The sequence below is a fragment of the Pistricoccus aurantiacus genome (genome assembly GCF_007954585.1).
GTDB lineage: Bacteria > Pseudomonadota > Gammaproteobacteria > Pseudomonadales > Halomonadaceae > Pistricoccus > Pistricoccus aurantiacus.
The window spans coordinates 1,176,845-1,192,211 of the sequence record NZ_CP042382.1 but is presented as its reverse complement, the minus strand read 5'-3'; the positions used below and the strand labels follow the sequence as shown (position 1 = coordinate 1,192,211).

The 15,367-nt window shown below is 60.1% G+C and carries 19 protein-coding genes; all 19 read right to left on the bottom strand.

The genetic code is table 11. The features are described 5' to 3' along the window. Positions 1-7: 7 nt before the first annotated feature. A complete protein-coding gene (locus FGL86_RS05765; RefSeq protein ID WP_147183695.1) occupies positions 8-535 on the bottom strand; it encodes an integrating conjugative element protein in 528 nt (175 codons plus the stop codon). 69 nt (positions 536-604) lie between these two features. Beyond that, a complete protein-coding gene (locus FGL86_RS05760; protein WP_186764479.1) occupies positions 605-1,495 on the bottom strand; it encodes a lysozyme family protein in 891 nt (296 codons plus the stop codon). A 387-nt stretch (positions 1,496-1,882) separates the two neighbouring features. Beyond that, the gene (locus FGL86_RS05755; protein ID WP_147183694.1) at positions 1,883-2,635 is read right to left on the bottom strand and encodes a TIGR03759 family integrating conjugative element protein; all 753 of its coding nucleotides are present in this window, start codon (positions 2,633-2,635) and stop codon (positions 1,883-1,885) included. Positions 2,636-2,645: 10 nt separating this feature from the next. Next, entirely contained in the window at positions 2,646-3,629 is a 984-nt protein-coding gene (locus tag FGL86_RS05750; protein WP_147183693.1) for a hypothetical protein, read from the bottom strand. Positions 3,630-3,635: 6 nt separating this feature from the next. Beyond that, positions 3,636-4,136: a PFGI-1 class ICE element type IV pilus protein PilL2 gene (gene pilL2, locus FGL86_RS05745; RefSeq protein WP_186764478.1), complete on the bottom strand. Its 501-nt coding sequence runs from the start codon at positions 4,134-4,136 to the stop codon at positions 3,636-3,638. Positions 4,137-4,384: 248 nt separating this feature from the next. Further along, positions 4,385-4,921 (bottom strand): hypothetical protein, encoded by a 537-nt coding sequence (locus tag FGL86_RS05740; RefSeq protein ID WP_147183691.1) that lies wholly within the window; start codon positions 4,919-4,921, stop codon positions 4,385-4,387. A gap of 75 nt (positions 4,922-4,996) precedes the next feature. Then, on the bottom strand, positions 4,997-5,581 hold the full coding sequence (locus FGL86_RS05735) for a DUF6927 domain-containing protein (RefSeq protein ID WP_147183690.1): 585 nt from the start codon (positions 5,579-5,581) through the stop codon (positions 4,997-4,999). Between the two features lie 104 nt (positions 5,582-5,685). Further along, positions 5,686-6,021, bottom strand: a complete 336-nt coding sequence (locus FGL86_RS05730; RefSeq protein WP_147183689.1) for a DUF7673 family protein — start codon at positions 6,019-6,021, stop codon at positions 5,686-5,688. 92 nt (positions 6,022-6,113) lie between these two features. After that, a complete protein-coding gene (locus FGL86_RS05725) occupies positions 6,114-6,659 on the bottom strand; it encodes an STY4534 family ICE replication protein (RefSeq protein WP_147183688.1) in 546 nt (181 codons plus the stop codon). Positions 6,660-7,514: 855 nt separating this feature from the next. Beyond that, entirely contained in the window at positions 7,515-7,955 is a 441-nt protein-coding gene (locus FGL86_RS05720) for a hypothetical protein (protein ID WP_147183687.1), read from the bottom strand. Continuing rightward, positions 7,956-8,771 (bottom strand): hypothetical protein, encoded by an 816-nt coding sequence (locus FGL86_RS05715; protein WP_147183686.1) that lies wholly within the window; start codon positions 8,769-8,771, stop codon positions 7,956-7,958. Continuing rightward, positions 8,768-10,849, bottom strand: coding sequence for a DNA topoisomerase III (locus FGL86_RS05710; protein WP_246131737.1), 2,082 nt, complete (start codon positions 10,847-10,849; stop codon positions 8,768-8,770). The genes FGL86_RS05715 and FGL86_RS05710 overlap by 4 nt, the downstream gene beginning before the upstream one ends. Before the next feature lie 330 nt (positions 10,850-11,179). Then, positions 11,180-11,764 (bottom strand): hypothetical protein, encoded by a 585-nt coding sequence (locus tag FGL86_RS05700; protein WP_147183684.1) that lies wholly within the window; start codon positions 11,762-11,764, stop codon positions 11,180-11,182. A gap of 46 nt (positions 11,765-11,810) precedes the next feature. After that, the gene (locus FGL86_RS05695) at positions 11,811-12,401 is read right to left on the bottom strand and encodes a PH domain-containing protein (protein WP_147183683.1); all 591 of its coding nucleotides are present in this window, start codon (positions 12,399-12,401) and stop codon (positions 11,811-11,813) included. A gap of 16 nt (positions 12,402-12,417) precedes the next feature. After that, a complete protein-coding gene (locus tag FGL86_RS05690) occupies positions 12,418-12,906 on the bottom strand; it encodes a single-stranded DNA-binding protein (protein ID WP_147183682.1) in 489 nt (162 codons plus the stop codon). A gap of 90 nt (positions 12,907-12,996) precedes the next feature. Next, positions 12,997-13,242: a hypothetical protein gene (locus tag FGL86_RS05685; protein ID WP_147183681.1), complete on the bottom strand. Its 246-nt coding sequence runs from the start codon at positions 13,240-13,242 to the stop codon at positions 12,997-12,999. A 104-nt stretch (positions 13,243-13,346) separates the two neighbouring features. After that, positions 13,347-13,850 (bottom strand): hypothetical protein, encoded by a 504-nt coding sequence (locus FGL86_RS05680; RefSeq protein WP_147183680.1) that lies wholly within the window; start codon positions 13,848-13,850, stop codon positions 13,347-13,349. Positions 13,851-13,898: 48 nt separating this feature from the next. Further along, positions 13,899-14,345, bottom strand: coding sequence for a DUF3158 family protein (locus FGL86_RS05675; protein ID WP_186764477.1), 447 nt, complete (start codon positions 14,343-14,345; stop codon positions 13,899-13,901). Positions 14,346-14,531: 186 nt separating this feature from the next. Then, positions 14,532-15,305 carry a PFL_4669 family integrating conjugative element protein gene (locus tag FGL86_RS05670; RefSeq protein ID WP_147183678.1) on the bottom strand — a complete coding sequence of 258 codons (774 nt, stop codon included), beginning with the start codon at positions 15,303-15,305 and terminating at the stop codon, positions 14,532-14,534. Between the last annotated feature and the right edge of the window lie 62 nt (positions 15,306-15,367).

Here is a 15,367-nt window from a genome sequence, read left to right as displayed (position 1 = left end):
CGTTCTCCTACTGCTCGATGCCGCGCCGACTGATCAGCACGGGATAGTGTTGCAGGCCCAGACGGTCAGCCAGGCCGTCACCTGAGACGGGCCGCAATTCCAGCCCCTGTGTTTCGGCGCGAAGTGCCTTCAGGGACGCTATGTCCTGCACCTGAACCACCAGGCCCACGGCGTTCATCTCGCGCAAAATATCGCCGCGCTGGACGAGCCACTGATGGGATAAATCGTCATCACCGATCAGGAAGATCGGCGTGAAGCCGCCAGGCAGCTCAATCGACCGCGACTCGACACGCCCCGGCGTCAGCCGATCGCTTTCCAGTGGCAGCATGTCCTGCTCGCCATGGCGCTGCGTCGGATATTGTGCCCCCACCTGCGGTGAGTACCCTTCCTGCTCATCGACGCCGGCGCCATTGATGGCCACGAAATAGGGTCGCGCCGGCTCACCGCCGTGATCGGCGACCACGCTCAATGTCGGCAAGCCCGGCGGACGCTGAGCAGAGAGCTGTGCTTGAGCGAGCGGGACCAAAGCCAACATCAGGCACCCGGTCATCATGCTGAGGGAGTAACGGGTTACATGACTCATGAATACGCTCCTGGTCGAGAATCAGCGGCTGGCAACAGCGATTTCAGCCATCCACCGGCGAGGTTTTGGCGTCGGCGTTACCCAGGTGACGTTGGTGACGTCGGCATCGGGCGCTCGAGGGGATGGTGTCACCCAGGTGACGGCTGAGTGTTCGCTCGGCGCGACAGGAGTGGAGCTGACCGATGAGGCCGTTGTGGTCGATGCGAGACGCGGCTCAGCCGCCTGCCTGGCGGCCATCAACGCCGGCGAGCGCGAGCCCAGCGACGGCGAATCCCCTAGACGGGCCAGCTGACGGCTTACGCTTGCGCGATAGCGCTGAGCGGGCTTGCCTCCGGCAGGTCGATGGTAGCGCCCTGCTGCGATCACCCAATCACCGGACGCCTCGTAGTGCTGTCGAATCACCTTCGCGGCTTCGTCGAGGTTCGCGTAGGGGTCCAGTCCCGCACAGGGGTCGGAAAACCGCTTCCCTGGACCGAATACCTGGGTCTGCCAGCGCACGTTCATCTGAGCGATGCCAACATCCACCACGCGTGTTTGCTGCAGGAACGAGCGCAGCGCCGTGCAGGCATCGCCACGCGTGTCATAGCGATAGCCTTTGCCGCCCACATTCAGGGTCCATGGCCAAGGCCGCACGGCATGCCCCAAGGACATCTGCGACTCGGTCATGACCACGGCATACAGCACTTCGGGCGGAATGCCATTGTCCTCGGCGGCCACCACATAGGCTGACGGAATGTCTGCTCCAGGGTTCGCAACAGCAGGCGCCCCCCACACCAGCGTTAACGCCAGACATGCGACCCAGAAAACGTTTCGCACTATCAGCCACTTTCGGGATGAAATGCCGAACAAAATATTCTCAGCGATGACGGCGGACTCAGCGCGACTCTGGGCGTGGTCACGGTCAAGTTCCATGAGGAGACCCTCCGCTCTCTTCTCCTTTCCCGGACTGAAAAGTCGAAAACGCTGCCTCAGGAAATGAAGGAGAGAATGTTGAAGGCGATTCGAGAACTTCCCGCGAGCGGTATAAAACAGCTGTCAACGGAATTATTGGGCAGGGGCATCGAGCATCTGCCGGCAATAATTTCGTCAGTGCGTGCAGCATGGGGGACATAGACTTCGTCTCTTCATGGCATACAAACTGATATTCGGCATACCCGATGATCTCTCGGGAGGGCCATCCATAAAACTCGACGTAAAAGTGGTCGATTCGCTCATCCAGATAGAGAAAGTGCTCGGTCGATGAAACCGACCGCCGCGCACCAACATAGACCGAGGTGATTTTTGTCTTCGGCCCCATAGTTATCCACCCCTCGGCGCGACGCGCGGCAGATCGGCACTATCCACATTGATCGCGCCACCATGATTGAGGGTGATATCACCGGCGCGAACCCGGTCGGGTGAGACCCCGAGCTTCGCCGCCCAACGACGGATCCGGCTGTCATCGCCGCTAGAATCGACGACCCAGATATCCATGGCGGCACCGGCACCCAACAGACGCTTCACCGTGGCATCGCACGAGTCACAACCCTCGATAGCCACGACCACGTTCAGACGCTGCGATGACGCCCTGGAATTGTTGCCGAAAACCGACTGGCTAGCGTCGGCGCCCCCCTTGGTACTGAACGCATTGACCGGCATGGCATTGGGATAGAGCCGCTGCCAGGCGGCGTCGTAGGCCCGCTGGAAGGCCAGTTCGGCCTCGACGCGCTCGCGCTCGGTTTCGACCATCAGCTCGGCGTATTTCTGACGTTCGGCGTCCGAGCGCGCCTCGATGCCGAGCGCGGTCAGCGGATCCAGATTGGGCGACCAGGTGCCACGCGGCCCCTCCATGAGCGACTCGAAGCGCCGGTATTCCTGCTCGCTCAGCCCCCAGGCGTCGGCGGCTTGCCGGCGGCTTTGCTCAACCCGCGTCTGATCGGTGCGGGTGTCTTGAATCTGCTGCTCCAGCTCGCTGATGCCATTCACCACGCCGGGAGACGGTATCTGCCCCCAGGCAGGAGCGGTAACGAGCATCGTCAGTGCAAGCACGCCGCCTAGTCTGCAATGTGTCATGGGAGCCTCCTCAAGGAATCGACACGTCAACGGACTTGCCGTTGACGATAAACGTGGCGGAGTGGCCGTAGATCGACGACAGGCGCCAACCGCCCACGCTCTGCCCTTCACCGACGAGGCGCAGGTCGCTCAAGCGCCGTCCCTCACCGAACATGACCGCCACAAAGCGATTGCCACCGCGTATCTCAAGGCCGGACACCGTGAACGGCGGAGAGGGCGGCGTATACCGACGCCTGGGCTTGGGTTGAGGTTTGGACTCCGGCTCAGGTGCCGACTCAGCTACCACCTTCTCGGGCTTGGTATCGGCCTCGGAGTCGGACTTGGAATCGGGCTCTGGCTTTGATTCACCCTCGCCCTCTGCGCCAGGCTTGGGTGCTGACAAATTCTGGGTCAGGTGTCGGATCGGATCAGCGTCGAACGAAGGTAGGGCATCGGGGACAGATTCAGACTCCGACTCAGATCCAGTTTCAGACTCAGCCCCTTTCTCTTTAGTGGCAGCCTCACCTTGAGTGGCTTCGGGACGACGCCCTTCCTCGATCGCTTTTTCAAGCGCCTCCTGCTTCTCCTGAACCGCACTAAATCGCACGTCAACCGACGCAGACAGCTCATCAAGGCGCCTGTCGAGGCCCGACGCCATACCCCGCGCTTCGATAACCACCTCGTCATCCTGCTGCTGCAGCTCATCTAGCTGGGCACGTAGCTGATCAAGGGCTTGTTGCTGTTGCCGGACCTGGGCTTCAAGCGTAGGAGTATCGGTTTCATCGCCAGCCCGACTCATCAGCCCGAGTACAAGCACGACCATCACGCCGGCCAAGCCCAGCCCCACCAGCACCAAACGTGGAACTCTCCGACGCCTCGACTCTCGCTGCTCCTCACCGCGCTCGTCATCGGGTGCATCGCCCGGCGCCTCATTCAGCGGCGCCTCTCGCTCAGGATCGACGCGGTCCTGTTCGTGCTCATGCTCGTGTGTTTGAGCCTTGTTGTGCTCATCCATGGTGAATCACTCCCCTACCAGGCGTTGATCGCGCACCTGATAGCAAATGGTGCGAGCGATGGGGTCGGCCTGTACTTCAAAGGCACGGCTGGCCATCACCTGGAGAGCTTCACGCAGCGGCATCGGTCCCAGACGAAAATGCGCCGCCGGCAGCGGGCGACTGTAAAGCAGCCGTTGTGGCTCCCCTTGAGGGCGGCAGAGGCTGTATCCGGTGTGCTGAAGGATGTAGCGCAACCCGTCCTCGACGGTCGGATTCATTGAGGCAGGAATCGAGACCCTGACGGTCTGCTCGAGCAGATTGCGCTGCTGCAGCGTGGCATTGGCCGATACCAGGGCATAGCGATCGCCGCGCATCACTTCAATGCGCGAGATATCACGATCGCGATAGACATCCGGCTCAACGTCATGACGCGGCTGATCCAGCCCCACGGCGACCACCTTCGAGCTCGGTGTCAACCGCGTGCTGGCCACGGTCATCTGATCGGCATGGGGGTATTCGGCAGCCAACTGCTCGCTCTCACTTGGCTGCGGCGGCTGATGGGCGCACCCGGCGATGAGTGCAACCAGAAAAGCTAAGGGAACAAGTCGGGGTTTCTTGAATGCGTGCATCGCGTTGGGCCTCGCGCGGGAACCTGAAGAATCACTATCGACTTACCGTGCCGAAGTCCGCCGTGCGCGGCGACAGGAAATGTTAATTGCACTCGACCCTCTTTCGACGGTCATGAAAAAACGCCCCGGCGGGGCGTTTGGGTGAATCATCGAAAGTAGCTGCAAAGCGACGTGTACAGGGGCGAACCCTGACCGCAAGCCGTCATGCCGAAGGTCTCCAGTACCTGGCCGTGCCAGCGGCTGCCCGCAGCGAATTGTCGAGCAATGGCAACAACGGCCTCGATATCTGACCGGAAAGGCCCATCGTCTTTAAGCACCACGGCATAGGCGCCATCGACCACATCCAGGTACCACCCTTCGTGTTCCGACAAGAACGGCGGCCATCCTGCATCTACTAGGGCCGTTGCCAAGTTTGCCGCTGTATCCGCGTCCCATTCGGGGCGCGATAGCTCCGCTCGAATGCGTTGGATCAATACGTCACGCGGATCCTGGGCGTCAGCCTGCCCATCCAGGTTCAATCGCTCGCATAAGCGATCGATGTCGACGGCTTCCAGACTGTCGCCCGCGATCTCCAGGATCGCGTCAGGAATGTCCCGTTGAGACATTCGTTGCAGCAGGCGCAGGGCGGCCAGGATGACATCAACGTCCACGTCGGCCAGCCAATAGTTCATATTGTCGTTCATGAGACGGCTCCAAAGAGTTGACGGAGCCATCCCCTCGGGGCATGGCCCCGGTTGGGAGAAGAAACGTTAATTCCGTCAGGCGGCGTCCCTGGAGGACGCTTTTAACGGGGTATCGATCACGACGCTGCTCCAGCGATAACGCCAGGGCTTGCCGTCCGTATCCTTGCCGATGAAGAAAGTGGCCGTGTGTGCTCTCACGAACACCACTGTCGCTGTGGGTTGACCGTCACGATCACACCCCGCCTTCAGCTGAAGACGATCGCCGGCTCGACACTCGGACGCCAGCTTTCGCCGCGCGGCACGCTCCCGGCGCTGACGCCGGCAGTGTTCCCGCCATTCGACGGCTTGATCGTCCTGAAGGTCGGACTGACGCAGCAGGCGCTCGGGGCAGTCGTAGACGAAAGGCCCCATCGATTCATCCATGTCCCTGTAACCCCAGGAGCAGTCACCCGCGCGGCGCGATGCCGGCGTAGGCCCCTCGAGCAGGAACACGACGATGAATCGGTACTGCTTGGGTAGGTGCCGAAACACGGTATAGAGCACGTTGCCGCGTCGGGAGTGGTCGATGATCTCGCAGTGACCAGGGTTGTTCTGCTCGCGTAGGAGCCATTCAACCAGCTGATCGCGGGAGTTCATTGAGTGGGGAATAGTCCAGCCCATGGTGTCTCTCCAGATTCGAGGGAGAGACATCCCATCGGGAATGACTCTCCCGGGTGGGGTATAAAATTGCTGCTCAAGAAGACAGCAGGTTGAGTGGCGAGAGCTCACTCCCGCTCGATAGCCCAAAAACGCTTCATGATGGCATCGCCTTCGGGCAGGTACTCATGCAGCTCGCGACTGGTGTAAACCGCCCATTCGATGACGCCCAGGGCGGCACGCTGAAGGTCTGCATCCAGACAGCGCAGCCGGGTCAGATCAAGCGGCCATTCATCACTGTTGTAGACGGCCAGCAAGATGCGCCGACAGTGATGAGACTGCCCGCTGTGGTTCTGCGCTACCTCAACCAGGCGGTTGAGTGACTCAAGGCGCTGTGCAAACCCTTCATCCTTGGACTCACGCTGCGCCGCAAGCTCGGCGAGCCTGATAGACAAATCCTTCATGTCCCTCTCCTTTCTCAGCGGCTCTGAGGGTGGGATAGATGGAACCACACCCCAAGAAGCTAGCCTCTTGGGGTGTGGTGATTGGCGTGGAGTCAGACCACGGCTTCAGCAGCGCCAACCGAGCCACCGCTGAAAGCGGAGCCAGGAGCAGGCGTCTCCTGATCCACCTCTTGGGACGGTGCTTCATCCTCCTGGGCCGCGGTGGCAGAAAAAGTTTCTTCGCGCCGGGGCGCTTCGTAGACTTTTTCGCCATCCACCTTGACCCAGTTAATGAAGAGCAGCCGCGCCTTGAGGCTGACGGCAGTCTCGCCGGCTCGTTCCCCCCTCGTCCGCGTGAACAGATCGGGGTACAGGTCGCCGAGCTTGAAGCCGATGAGGATCCTGGGCTCGTTAGCGCCTTTCTCCTTGCGATCGGCCACGGTGGCGGCAAATTTCTTGACCAGCTTCTCCGCTTCCCGGCCGCTGACGCGACAGTCGAAGCGGCGATATTCCACATCATTAGCAGGACCATTCAACGCGGATATATCGCATGCCCAGAAGGCATCGCCACGCTTGGGCGTGACCTGGCGGATCCGGTTGACATAGCCCAGGCCTGAGATGTGCAAGTCAAAGAATTGAGTGTCAGTAGCGTTAGACATGATGTGTCTCCTGGATTGAGTCAATCAAAAACCGGGAGATACACCATCCCCACAGGGGAAGTGTTTCCCCCGGATGGGTAGGGCGGCACAAGGCCGTAATTCGGAAGGGGCATCCAGCTCGCTTGAGCGCCGTCTCTCGGGATGCGTTACGGCTTCGGGAACTGCCTCGCAAGGCAAAAGGCGCTGTTGTTACCGTCAACAGCCAACGTCTCACACTGAGAGGATTGCGCCACTTGATCGCGGCGTCAACCCCAATAGCTCTAACGTCGATCATCAATCTCAAGACGGGGCCGCAAGTTGCCTTACCGCCTCGCCTTGGGATTGAGGACCAAAACCGCGCGTCAAGTCAGCTACCGGATACCGGTACGGGCAGCAAAGTAACAGTGAGCCATTATGCCAGCCATCGACCAACATGCCCTCGTAACCATGCGTTCGACTCTGCTGTTGCATCCGGTCCCGTGTCATGGCGCTGGACCAGTAGGGTTGTGCGCGGATCCCCGCACAAAGGGAGCCCAGGGGTCAGGCGGCGGGCACCGCAGAAATGAAGCACAGTTCAACCGGCCAGCGAGGCACCCTTGCGGGATGCCTGACTGGCCGGTCGAACGCATTGAAAGAAGGAAGGTGGTCGACGACCGGTCGACCTGAAACACAAGGAACCTGGAACCCAGCATGCCAATGCAGTGCAAAGAGACTTTGCAGGGGGTGCGCGTTTTCGCCAGGTGTTCGCGCGTTGGGATCGGACTCATGGAGAGTCCAAAGGGACCAACTGATAACCGCCAGTTGGCAACGGGGTATGGTCGTTATTATCGGGCAGTACCGCCGCGATGGCAAGGTAGGCATCGTGCCTGCGCTTCATCATCGTCTCCGCGCAGCCCTGGCAAGCTCGCGACCTGTTGTCATTGCACCGCTGGAAAAGTCTTCGGGTAACAGAGCCTCCCGGCAATGCGGACACATGGGCGCTTGATGATGGCTGCGCCATGCCTTGTCGAGCGCTTTTACCGCCCGACTGCGCGTAGCGAACTGCTCCGCCTCCTTGACCTCCTGCTCGCGACGCTTGAGTCGGTTGGTGGCGCTGTCGATGTTTTCACATACCGCTTTGAAAGCGTCGAACGGTTCGACTTCGCTCTCGCAGTCTTCACACCAAACGCGGCGCTCATTGTTATCGTAGACGAGATGCAGGTGGCGGCACGACGCGACAGGGCGCCGCGTCAACCCACGTGCGACCCGCAAATCGCCGAAGTCAACGACCTTCACACCGCCGCAGAAGTCCTGTGGCTCGATCGGCATATCGCTCATTTACGCTTTACTCCTGAACCAGCAGCCCCATTCCCGCGTTCGCGGATAACCCAGGCGATCAAGTTGCGGAGGAATCGCAGACATGGCACTGCGATCTGAACCGTAGTGATGACCACCATTCTCATTGAGATGCTCAATGATGTGCTCAATGTGTCGTTCGGTGTCCGGCGCCGCGCGGAGAAAAGCATCAACCATGGCCATAGTGCGCTTGAACGGCGTCATGTACTGGGTATCTCCGCCCTTTGATCCAGGTTGAGCAATGCGCATGTCCGGGTTGAGCTGACGCATCAACGTTTTGGCAGTGCGACGCGATCCGGGCTGGATTCGCGGTGACCTTCGGCGATAGATCGTGTAGCGCTGGGGATTCTTTTCCACTTCATTCCCATCGCGAAGCTCTACGGCGGGTTGTTTGTCGATTTCCATGATGCCGATCCCGAACTCACGTACCAGCCACCAAAGCAATTCATTGGGTCGATAGTTGGCGCGTCGACAGGCCACCCAGATAAGGTGAGGCATGCCCGATTGTTCTGGCCGTGAATATGTACGCCAACGTGCCGCCTGCTCCACGACGCCAAGACTGAATGACCGCTTGCATTCGATGACCTGACAGATGCCGCGCCGCTCAGCGATCAAATCGGGACGCCCAGGGAAGGTATCGAGAACAACTTCGGGATAGGTCTCCCAACATTGTGACTGGAGCCATTCATCAACGACCCAGGCGATCTCTGGTTCGGTCATATCCTTGTCGAAGGCGTTCGGCTCACTGCCGGTGCCTTGAACATAGACTGCCGGAAAGGACTCGCTTGCCTCGATCATGAGCGCCCCTCCTGCACACGCTTGCGTTTCGCACCTGTACTGCCACCCTTGCGCGCCGGTGTCTTTTTCTTGCCAATCGGCTTGGTTCCCTCGCAGTCAGGATAGCGACTGCAGCCCCAGAAAGGACCATTCGCACCTTTGCGCTTGCGCATCTTCGCCTGACACAGCGGACAGGCTTCGCTGGGTGTTTCGGGAAGATTCATCCGGGGTTGCTGAAGCGCCAGGCCAATCAGCTTGTCCAGCAGCACATGCTGTCGCTGCATGAAATCGTCCAGCGTCATCGTGCCCTCGGCGACCTGATCCAGCGCCTGCTCCCACAGCGCCGTCATGCCCGGATTGCTGACCTGGGGCGGAAGCGCCGCGATCAATCCCTGTCCCAGCGGGGTCGACACGATCGTGCGCCCCTTCTTGCAAATGAAATCGCGGCGCAGCAGCGTTTCGATGATACCGGCACGCGTCGCCTCGGTGCCGATGCCGGCACTCTCGCGCAGCCGCGCCTTCAACCGCTCATCGGTCACGAAACGGGCCGCGTTCTTCATCGCCGAGATCAACGTGCCTTCGGTGAATGGCTTCGGGGGCTGTGTCTGGCGATCCTTCACCCTGAGATCGACCACGGCGCAGGTTTCCCCCTGACGCAGAGGCGGAAGCGCCTGCGATCCCGTGGCGTCGTCCTCGTCGGCGTCACTGTCGTCCCGCCCTTTGCCCTTCCCTCGAGGAAACAGGGTTTTCCACCCCTCAACCCGCACCTGGCGACCCGACGCCGCGAACGTTTCGCCGGCGAGATCGAGCCGCACGTCCGTCTGATCATACTCATGCGCTGGCAGAAACTGCGCCAGATAGTGCCGGCGGATGAGGTCGTAGACCTGACGCTCATCGTCATTCATCCGATCGAGCTGACAGGGTGATGTGGTGGGAATGATCCCGTGGTGGGCCGTGATCTTGCTGTCGCTCCACACGCGGCTCTGGAGCGACTTATCCAGCTGCTCGATCACCGGTGAGAGCGCGCCATCCGACTGCAGGAGCGCCTTCACCACCACCTCAACCTCGGAAAGCATCGACGTCGGCAGGTAGCGGCAGTCAGTGCGAGGGTAGGTTGTTGCCTTGTGCGTTTCATACAGCGACTGCGCGATGTCGAGCACCTGCTGCGCCCCGAAACCGAACCGGCGCGAGCACTCCTGCTGCAGCGTGCCGAGATCCATCACCAGCGGCGGCGCCTCCCGCTTGCGCTTGGTGTCCACCGACACGACACTGGCTTGTCCGCCTTGCCCCTGCGCCGCGACCGCCTGGGCTGCGTCGCGGTTGATGCAGCGCCCCTCTTCATCGAGCCAGGCATCGTTGGCCGGCAGCCACTTGGCCTGAAATTGTCCCCCCTGCGCCTGGAGGTTGACCAGTACGTCCCAAAACGGCTTGGGCACAAAGCTGGCGATCTCCTGATCACGCCGCACTACCAGGGCCAACGTTGGCGTCTGGACGCGCCCCACCGACAGCACGCCCTCATGGCCCTGCTGCCGAGCCAGCAGCGAGAACGCCCGCGTCAGGTTCATGCCGACCAGCCAGTCCGCCCGACTGCGGCCGAGTCCGGCCTGATACAACGGGTAGGTCGACTCACCGGGACGAATATTATCAAGCGCCTTGCGAATCGACGCCTCATCCAGCGCCGAGAGCCACAGCCGAGACACGCGTCCCTGATAGCTACAGGCATCGAGGATCTCGCGACCAATCATCTCGCCCTCGCGGTCGGCATCGGTCGACACCACCACTTCGCCGCACTGTTTCAGCAAGCCCTGGATCACCTTGAACTGCTTGGCGGCATCCTTGCGCACGACATTTTTCCACTGCGCCGGGCGAATCGGGAGCGACTCCAGCGACCAGCGCTTGAGCGCTGGATCATAGGCGTCAGGCTCGGCCTGCTCGAGGAGATGACCAAACGCCCAGGTCACAGCAACCCCATCACCCTGCAGGAACCCTTCGGCTCGGCGCGTCGCCCCCAGCGCCTTGCCAATGTCGCGAGCCTGAGAAGGCTTTTCGCAAAGAAATAAACGCATGTTTACCCCCCCATCAACGAGTGAGAGCAGCATGTCGCGGCTCCTGGCCTGGACATAGGGGAAACCGTAATGCCGAAATCAATGATTTCGCGAACCTCACCGCTGGCACTGCCGTGCCTACACTTCTGTCCCGCCGACCCACGAAGCCCCCAGGTAGGCATCCGCCCCCATCCGTGTTCTGGGAGCTAGGCGAGCCGCCTGCTTCTCCAGGGCGGCATGCGACCAGCCAGCGGGCGGGGGTGCTATCAGCTCAATCAACCGGCCTTCCAGGCTGCGAATGACCAAAGTTTCATGTTTGACCGAGCTTAAAATGTCAGGCTCCCCTTCCCGTAAAAAATCAGTGATAAAGCAGATCATGCCGCGTCACCGTAGCGCTGCCTCAAGGCGCTGCTTGATAGCAGCCTCCATGGCGCCGCCGTCGTAAACCACCGGGCCTGCCGGTGCCCAGCTGTAGTGAATACGCGAACCTGCCCCATCCTTCTGGATCTGAACGCGCTGCAGGATGGAGTGTCGTGTACCACCTACCACCTGACTCCCGTAGTCTCCCAGGTTGTAATACGCGCCTGGCGTGACTTGGTGCTTCCATGCCGAGTCGCCCATCTTCCACTTTGACATGGTGTTGCCCTTCTCGAAGTCATCGGGCGAACGGAAGCCCATGGCCGGCTTGATCCGCGCGTAAGCCGTGTCGACATCAACGGGCGAGTCGATGTCGATCGAGCCGCTCTGGCTGCCAAGGCTCTTGGTATCGACCGTCTCGCCCTGGGCATTGGTCGCCACCTGCTGCGGTGTCTCGTCCGGGTCATAGTTTAAGGGCTCGCCAGTGATCGGATTGTTGATGCACGTCACGCAGACGCCGTCCGTGTAGTAATGATCCTGCGCTGCGCAGCCGGCCAATAGCGCCATGGTTAACAGGCCAATACCAAGAATGATCGGAGTAGTGCGTTGCATGCTCTTGCCCTCTGAAAGAAATGCGTACCCAAGGAGGCGTGTTGGATCACACGCCCTGAGTCCCCTCGTACTCGCGGTAGCCGAGACGTGTTCGCTCCTCGACATTCAACTGATGCAGCCAATCGCTGAGCGCATAGACATCACGCTGCGCCTCGATCCGAAACACAGGATGAGAGCGATCCACGGTATCCAGGATCACCGTCCCGATGCCCAGGAGTCGATTCATCAAGGTACGGCTCGTGGTGAGATCCCGAATCCTCGCCAGCTCTATCTGATCACGACGACGATTCAGAATCCCTCGGGTGTATTCAAGGCGCTGACTGGTCAGGTGATAGGTGGTCGTCTTGAGTACCAGCAGCTGATACAGCGGAAAAGCGAGACTTGCCAACCACACCCCACCCAGCAACCAGACCCATCCGAATTCGGGCAGGGCAGCGCCGACGGAATCCTCGACCCGTTGAACCAGCCCCGGGCGATTGAATACGACGGTCAGAGCCAACCCGGTTACCCCCAGCGCAATCGACAGCCACCACGCGACGGATGGAATGACCACCCTGGCGGATGGCCTGAGCGTGGCCAGCGACGTCTCTTCTGCTATCGGTCGCCCGGCATCCTGGTCTATCAAATTGGGATCCATTATCCCCTCCTGAGCCTCACCCCTGATTCGCGCCTACCGGGTTGTCCCACTCACCCTCCGGTCCGGCGGCCTTGGAGTAAGCACCTCGTTGAGCCGACTCGGGTGTCGGCTGGGCAGATGCCGGCTGACCACTCTGCCCGGCATCGAGCACGACCTGGGAAACGCGGTAAGGCAACATGCCGATTCGCACCGCCTGGACCTTGAACTGCGATCGGTCCTCGCCGGTTTCGCGATCCTTCCACTCGTCGAGCACCATTCGCCCCGACACCATGACCCGCATGCCTTTCTGATAGAGCCGTGACCAGAGCTCGACATCGCGGTGCCAGATCTCGACGTTGGCCCAGAATCCGCCACGATCGACGGTGCCCTTGTCGGTGGGCACCGGGTTGTCGAAACGAACGTTCAATCGCATGACCCCTCGGGGTGGTTGATTGCCGTTGGCCGGCAGCAACTTGCACTCGGGATCGGTACCGATGTTCCCCTCGCCCATGAAATGCGTGCTCATGTGAATCTCCTGAATCGAATGGATGCCCTGACACTGTCGCTATTCGAGGGAAGGGGAGTCAGCGGGAAACGTTAAACTCGATGTTCAGGGTTACTGGTTGGAACTATCGATTTCGATACCGGCACGCTGCATGAGGGATTCCAGCTGGGCGATTCGTTGCAGTAGTTCAGGGTCAGTCTGGTCTCGCCTGACTTCCTCCTCCCACTCAGCCACGTAACGACGCATGAATTCCCGCACGACGTGTGAAGCGGCATCCTCACGCGATTCGCAAGCCGCATGGAACCGCTGAAGTAGAGATCGAGGAACTTGAGCATTGAAGCGAGCGTAGCCGTCCATCGTTGACACTCCAGATAGCAGGTGAGAATCTCGTGAGTATTATTTACTCAACACAAATGAATGACCGGAGAGGGAGTGGCATGAAAAGTTCGGGAATCATATGGCTAGCCTTGGGAATTATTGCGTTTCTGGTGGGCATGATGGTGATCCCCGGGATGCTGGAGCAGCTCAAGCAATAAATGACACCCGAGAACCAACAACCAAAATGCATAAATGGTTAGCAACACCACTCCAGCTGTGATGATCCAGAAGGAACCCTGAGCCAGAAGACCCAATAGACCTGTATCTGGCATCAAGAGGCGCACTTGCGACAGGAACACCCAGTAGCCCGCCAACATGGATGGCCAGATCACCATGTGGCCGATCAATGCCACCAGTTGCCATACCTTCCAACCAAACGGTGACGATGCTCTATGGCGTAGTTCTGTGCGGATTCTCTCACCCATCCAAATGCACAGGCCTCCCGTAAGGATCATCAGGGCGGCTATGTCCCCGTAGAGGAGCAACACGGTGGGTGTGAACCACAAGGACTGAGCGAGTAGGTTCAGTGTCAGACCAACCAACCCCATACTCATTAAACAGCCCTTCCACCACTGCTGAATTTTCACGACAACCTCCGGTCTTGAATTCGCTATACTCTTCTCAGCTGATTTACATCACAGCATTGCCTCGATCTCATCCAGGTCCCTGAGCACGCGGTTCAGTCGATCCACTTGACGCGTGGCGGCAGCAATCTTGGCATTGAAGATGACCCGCTCGGTTTCGATCTCGACCAACTGACGCTTCATGCCCTGGGAAACATCGCCGTACCGCAAGACGGCTTCGAGTAGACGCCGTCCCATCTGGGTCTGGGCCTTGTCTCGCCACTGCACGGCACGCACGCGCCCTCCACTGTTGTTGTGAGCCTTGAGCCATAGCCCCACCTGAACCACGGTTCGGTTGTACCGGTTGGCAAAGTCCGCCGCCTCTTGCCACATCCGTCGACACTCATCGTCCAGTTCATCCCGGAAACGAAGGATCTCCCCCTTACCCTTAAAGGGTTTTAAAAGGCCCTTTGCGTACTGATTCAGTGCAAAGTCCTGACGCTGTTCCAGTGCATTCATCGCGCTTACGGCCCCGTCCTGTATTGATGTCCTGAGTTGGCTGCCCCATCCACCCTGCTCGAAGTGTTTACAGTGTAAACACCCCATCCACCCTGCTCGAAGTGTTTACAGTGGAAACACCCCATCCACCCTGCTCGAAGTGTTGGCACTGCCAACGCCCATCCCCTCAAAGTGATGCCCCCGGCATCACTCATTCTCCTTGGTTTCACCCGGCTGGGGCATCAGCTGATCGTCGTCCAGGTCCGCGCCTTCGAGTTTCTGCTCCTCCGGCACTGAGGTTGCCTCGGTGCCTTCGCGTCGTATCGAGGGGGCGAACTCACTGCGGCGCGTCCCTTCCAGAATATCCTGCGGCAGCTCTCCGAACTTCTCCCTGGCCGCTCGTGCCTTGGCATTGTTGGCCGCGAAGTCATCGCGCGAGGCACCGCTGAACCCAGGAAACTTGACCGGGGCATAGCAGAGCGAGCGCATGGCATGCCCGCCCTGATCGCGGATCATGGAACCCCGCTGCTTGTTGCCCAACAGTCCGATGTGATGGGCCAACAGCACGTCGCGCACGATGCCGTCGTACTCCATCAGCAGCATCACGGCCTGCCATCCCATCTGGCCACCGGTGAAGACGGGCGTCACGAACGGCTGCTGGCTGACGTTGCGACTGACATCCAATCCTTCGGGAATGGTCTTGAGCACGGTGCTCACGCGCTGTTTGAGCTGATGCAGCGCCTGTCGGGTCTCATCAAGCTTGTTTTCCAGCCTCAGCAGCCATTCATCCGCATAGGGATCGTCCTTGGCTGCCGCCTGATGAATGCGCCCGGCCAGGAACAGAAACTGCTTCAGCCCCACGACCTGCGGTTTCCCGCTCTCGACCCCGCGGCCATGCCAGACCAGTACGGCTGGGTAGGTGTGCAGGGTCATCTCGATTCGACTGCGTAGCTGCCCTACGCGGGGCTCAGCGCTGGCCATAGTCACTCCTGGTTCAGTTGAATCAATGCACCGGATAGGACGGAAGCATCACGAACCGCTGC

Bases quoted from the DNA above. Each gene is read 5' to 3' on its own strand.
- FGL86_RS05765 (WP_147183695.1), bottom strand. From the start codon at position 535: ATGTTGGCTTTGGTCCCGCTCGCTCAAGCACAGCTCTCTGCTCAGCGT.
- FGL86_RS05760 (WP_186764479.1), bottom strand. From the start codon at position 1,495: ATGGAACTTGACCGTGACCACGCCCAGAGTCGCGCTGAGTCCGCCGTC.
- FGL86_RS05755 (WP_147183694.1), bottom strand. From the start codon at position 2,635: ATGACACATTGCAGACTAGGCGGCGTGCTTGCACTGACGATGCTCGTT.
- FGL86_RS05750 (WP_147183693.1), bottom strand. From the start codon at position 3,629: ATGGATGAGCACAACAAGGCTCAAACACACGAGCATGAGCACGAACAG.
- FGL86_RS05740 (WP_147183691.1), bottom strand. From the start codon at position 4,921: ATGAACGACAATATGAACTATTGGCTGGCCGACGTGGACGTTGATGTC.
- FGL86_RS05735 (WP_147183690.1), bottom strand. From the start codon at position 5,581: ATGGGCTGGACTATTCCCCACTCAATGAACTCCCGCGATCAGCTGGTT.
- FGL86_RS05730 (WP_147183689.1), bottom strand. From the start codon at position 6,021: ATGAAGGATTTGTCTATCAGGCTCGCCGAGCTTGCGGCGCAGCGTGAG.
- FGL86_RS05725 (WP_147183688.1), bottom strand. From the start codon at position 6,659: ATGTCTAACGCTACTGACACTCAATTCTTTGACTTGCACATCTCAGGC.
- FGL86_RS05720 (WP_147183687.1), bottom strand. From the start codon at position 7,955: ATGAGCGATATGCCGATCGAGCCACAGGACTTCTGCGGCGGTGTGAAG.
- FGL86_RS05715 (WP_147183686.1), bottom strand. From the start codon at position 8,771: ATGATCGAGGCAAGCGAGTCCTTTCCGGCAGTCTATGTTCAAGGCACC.
- FGL86_RS05710 (WP_246131737.1), bottom strand. From the start codon at position 10,849: ATGCTGCTCTCACTCGTTGATGGGGGGGTAAACATGCGTTTATTTCTT.
- FGL86_RS05700 (WP_147183684.1), bottom strand. From the start codon at position 11,764: ATGCAACGCACTACTCCGATCATTCTTGGTATTGGCCTGTTAACCATG.
- FGL86_RS05695 (WP_147183683.1), bottom strand. From the start codon at position 12,401: ATGGATCCCAATTTGATAGACCAGGATGCCGGGCGACCGATAGCAGAA.
- FGL86_RS05690 (WP_147183682.1), bottom strand. From the start codon at position 12,906: ATGAGCACGCATTTCATGGGCGAGGGGAACATCGGTACCGATCCCGAG.
- FGL86_RS05685 (WP_147183681.1), bottom strand. From the start codon at position 13,242: ATGGACGGCTACGCTCGCTTCAATGCTCAAGTTCCTCGATCTCTACTT.
- FGL86_RS05675 (WP_186764477.1), bottom strand. From the start codon at position 14,345: ATGAATGCACTGGAACAGCGTCAGGACTTTGCACTGAATCAGTACGCA.
- FGL86_RS05670 (WP_147183678.1), bottom strand. From the start codon at position 15,305: ATGGCCAGCGCTGAGCCCCGCGTAGGGCAGCTACGCAGTCGAATCGAG.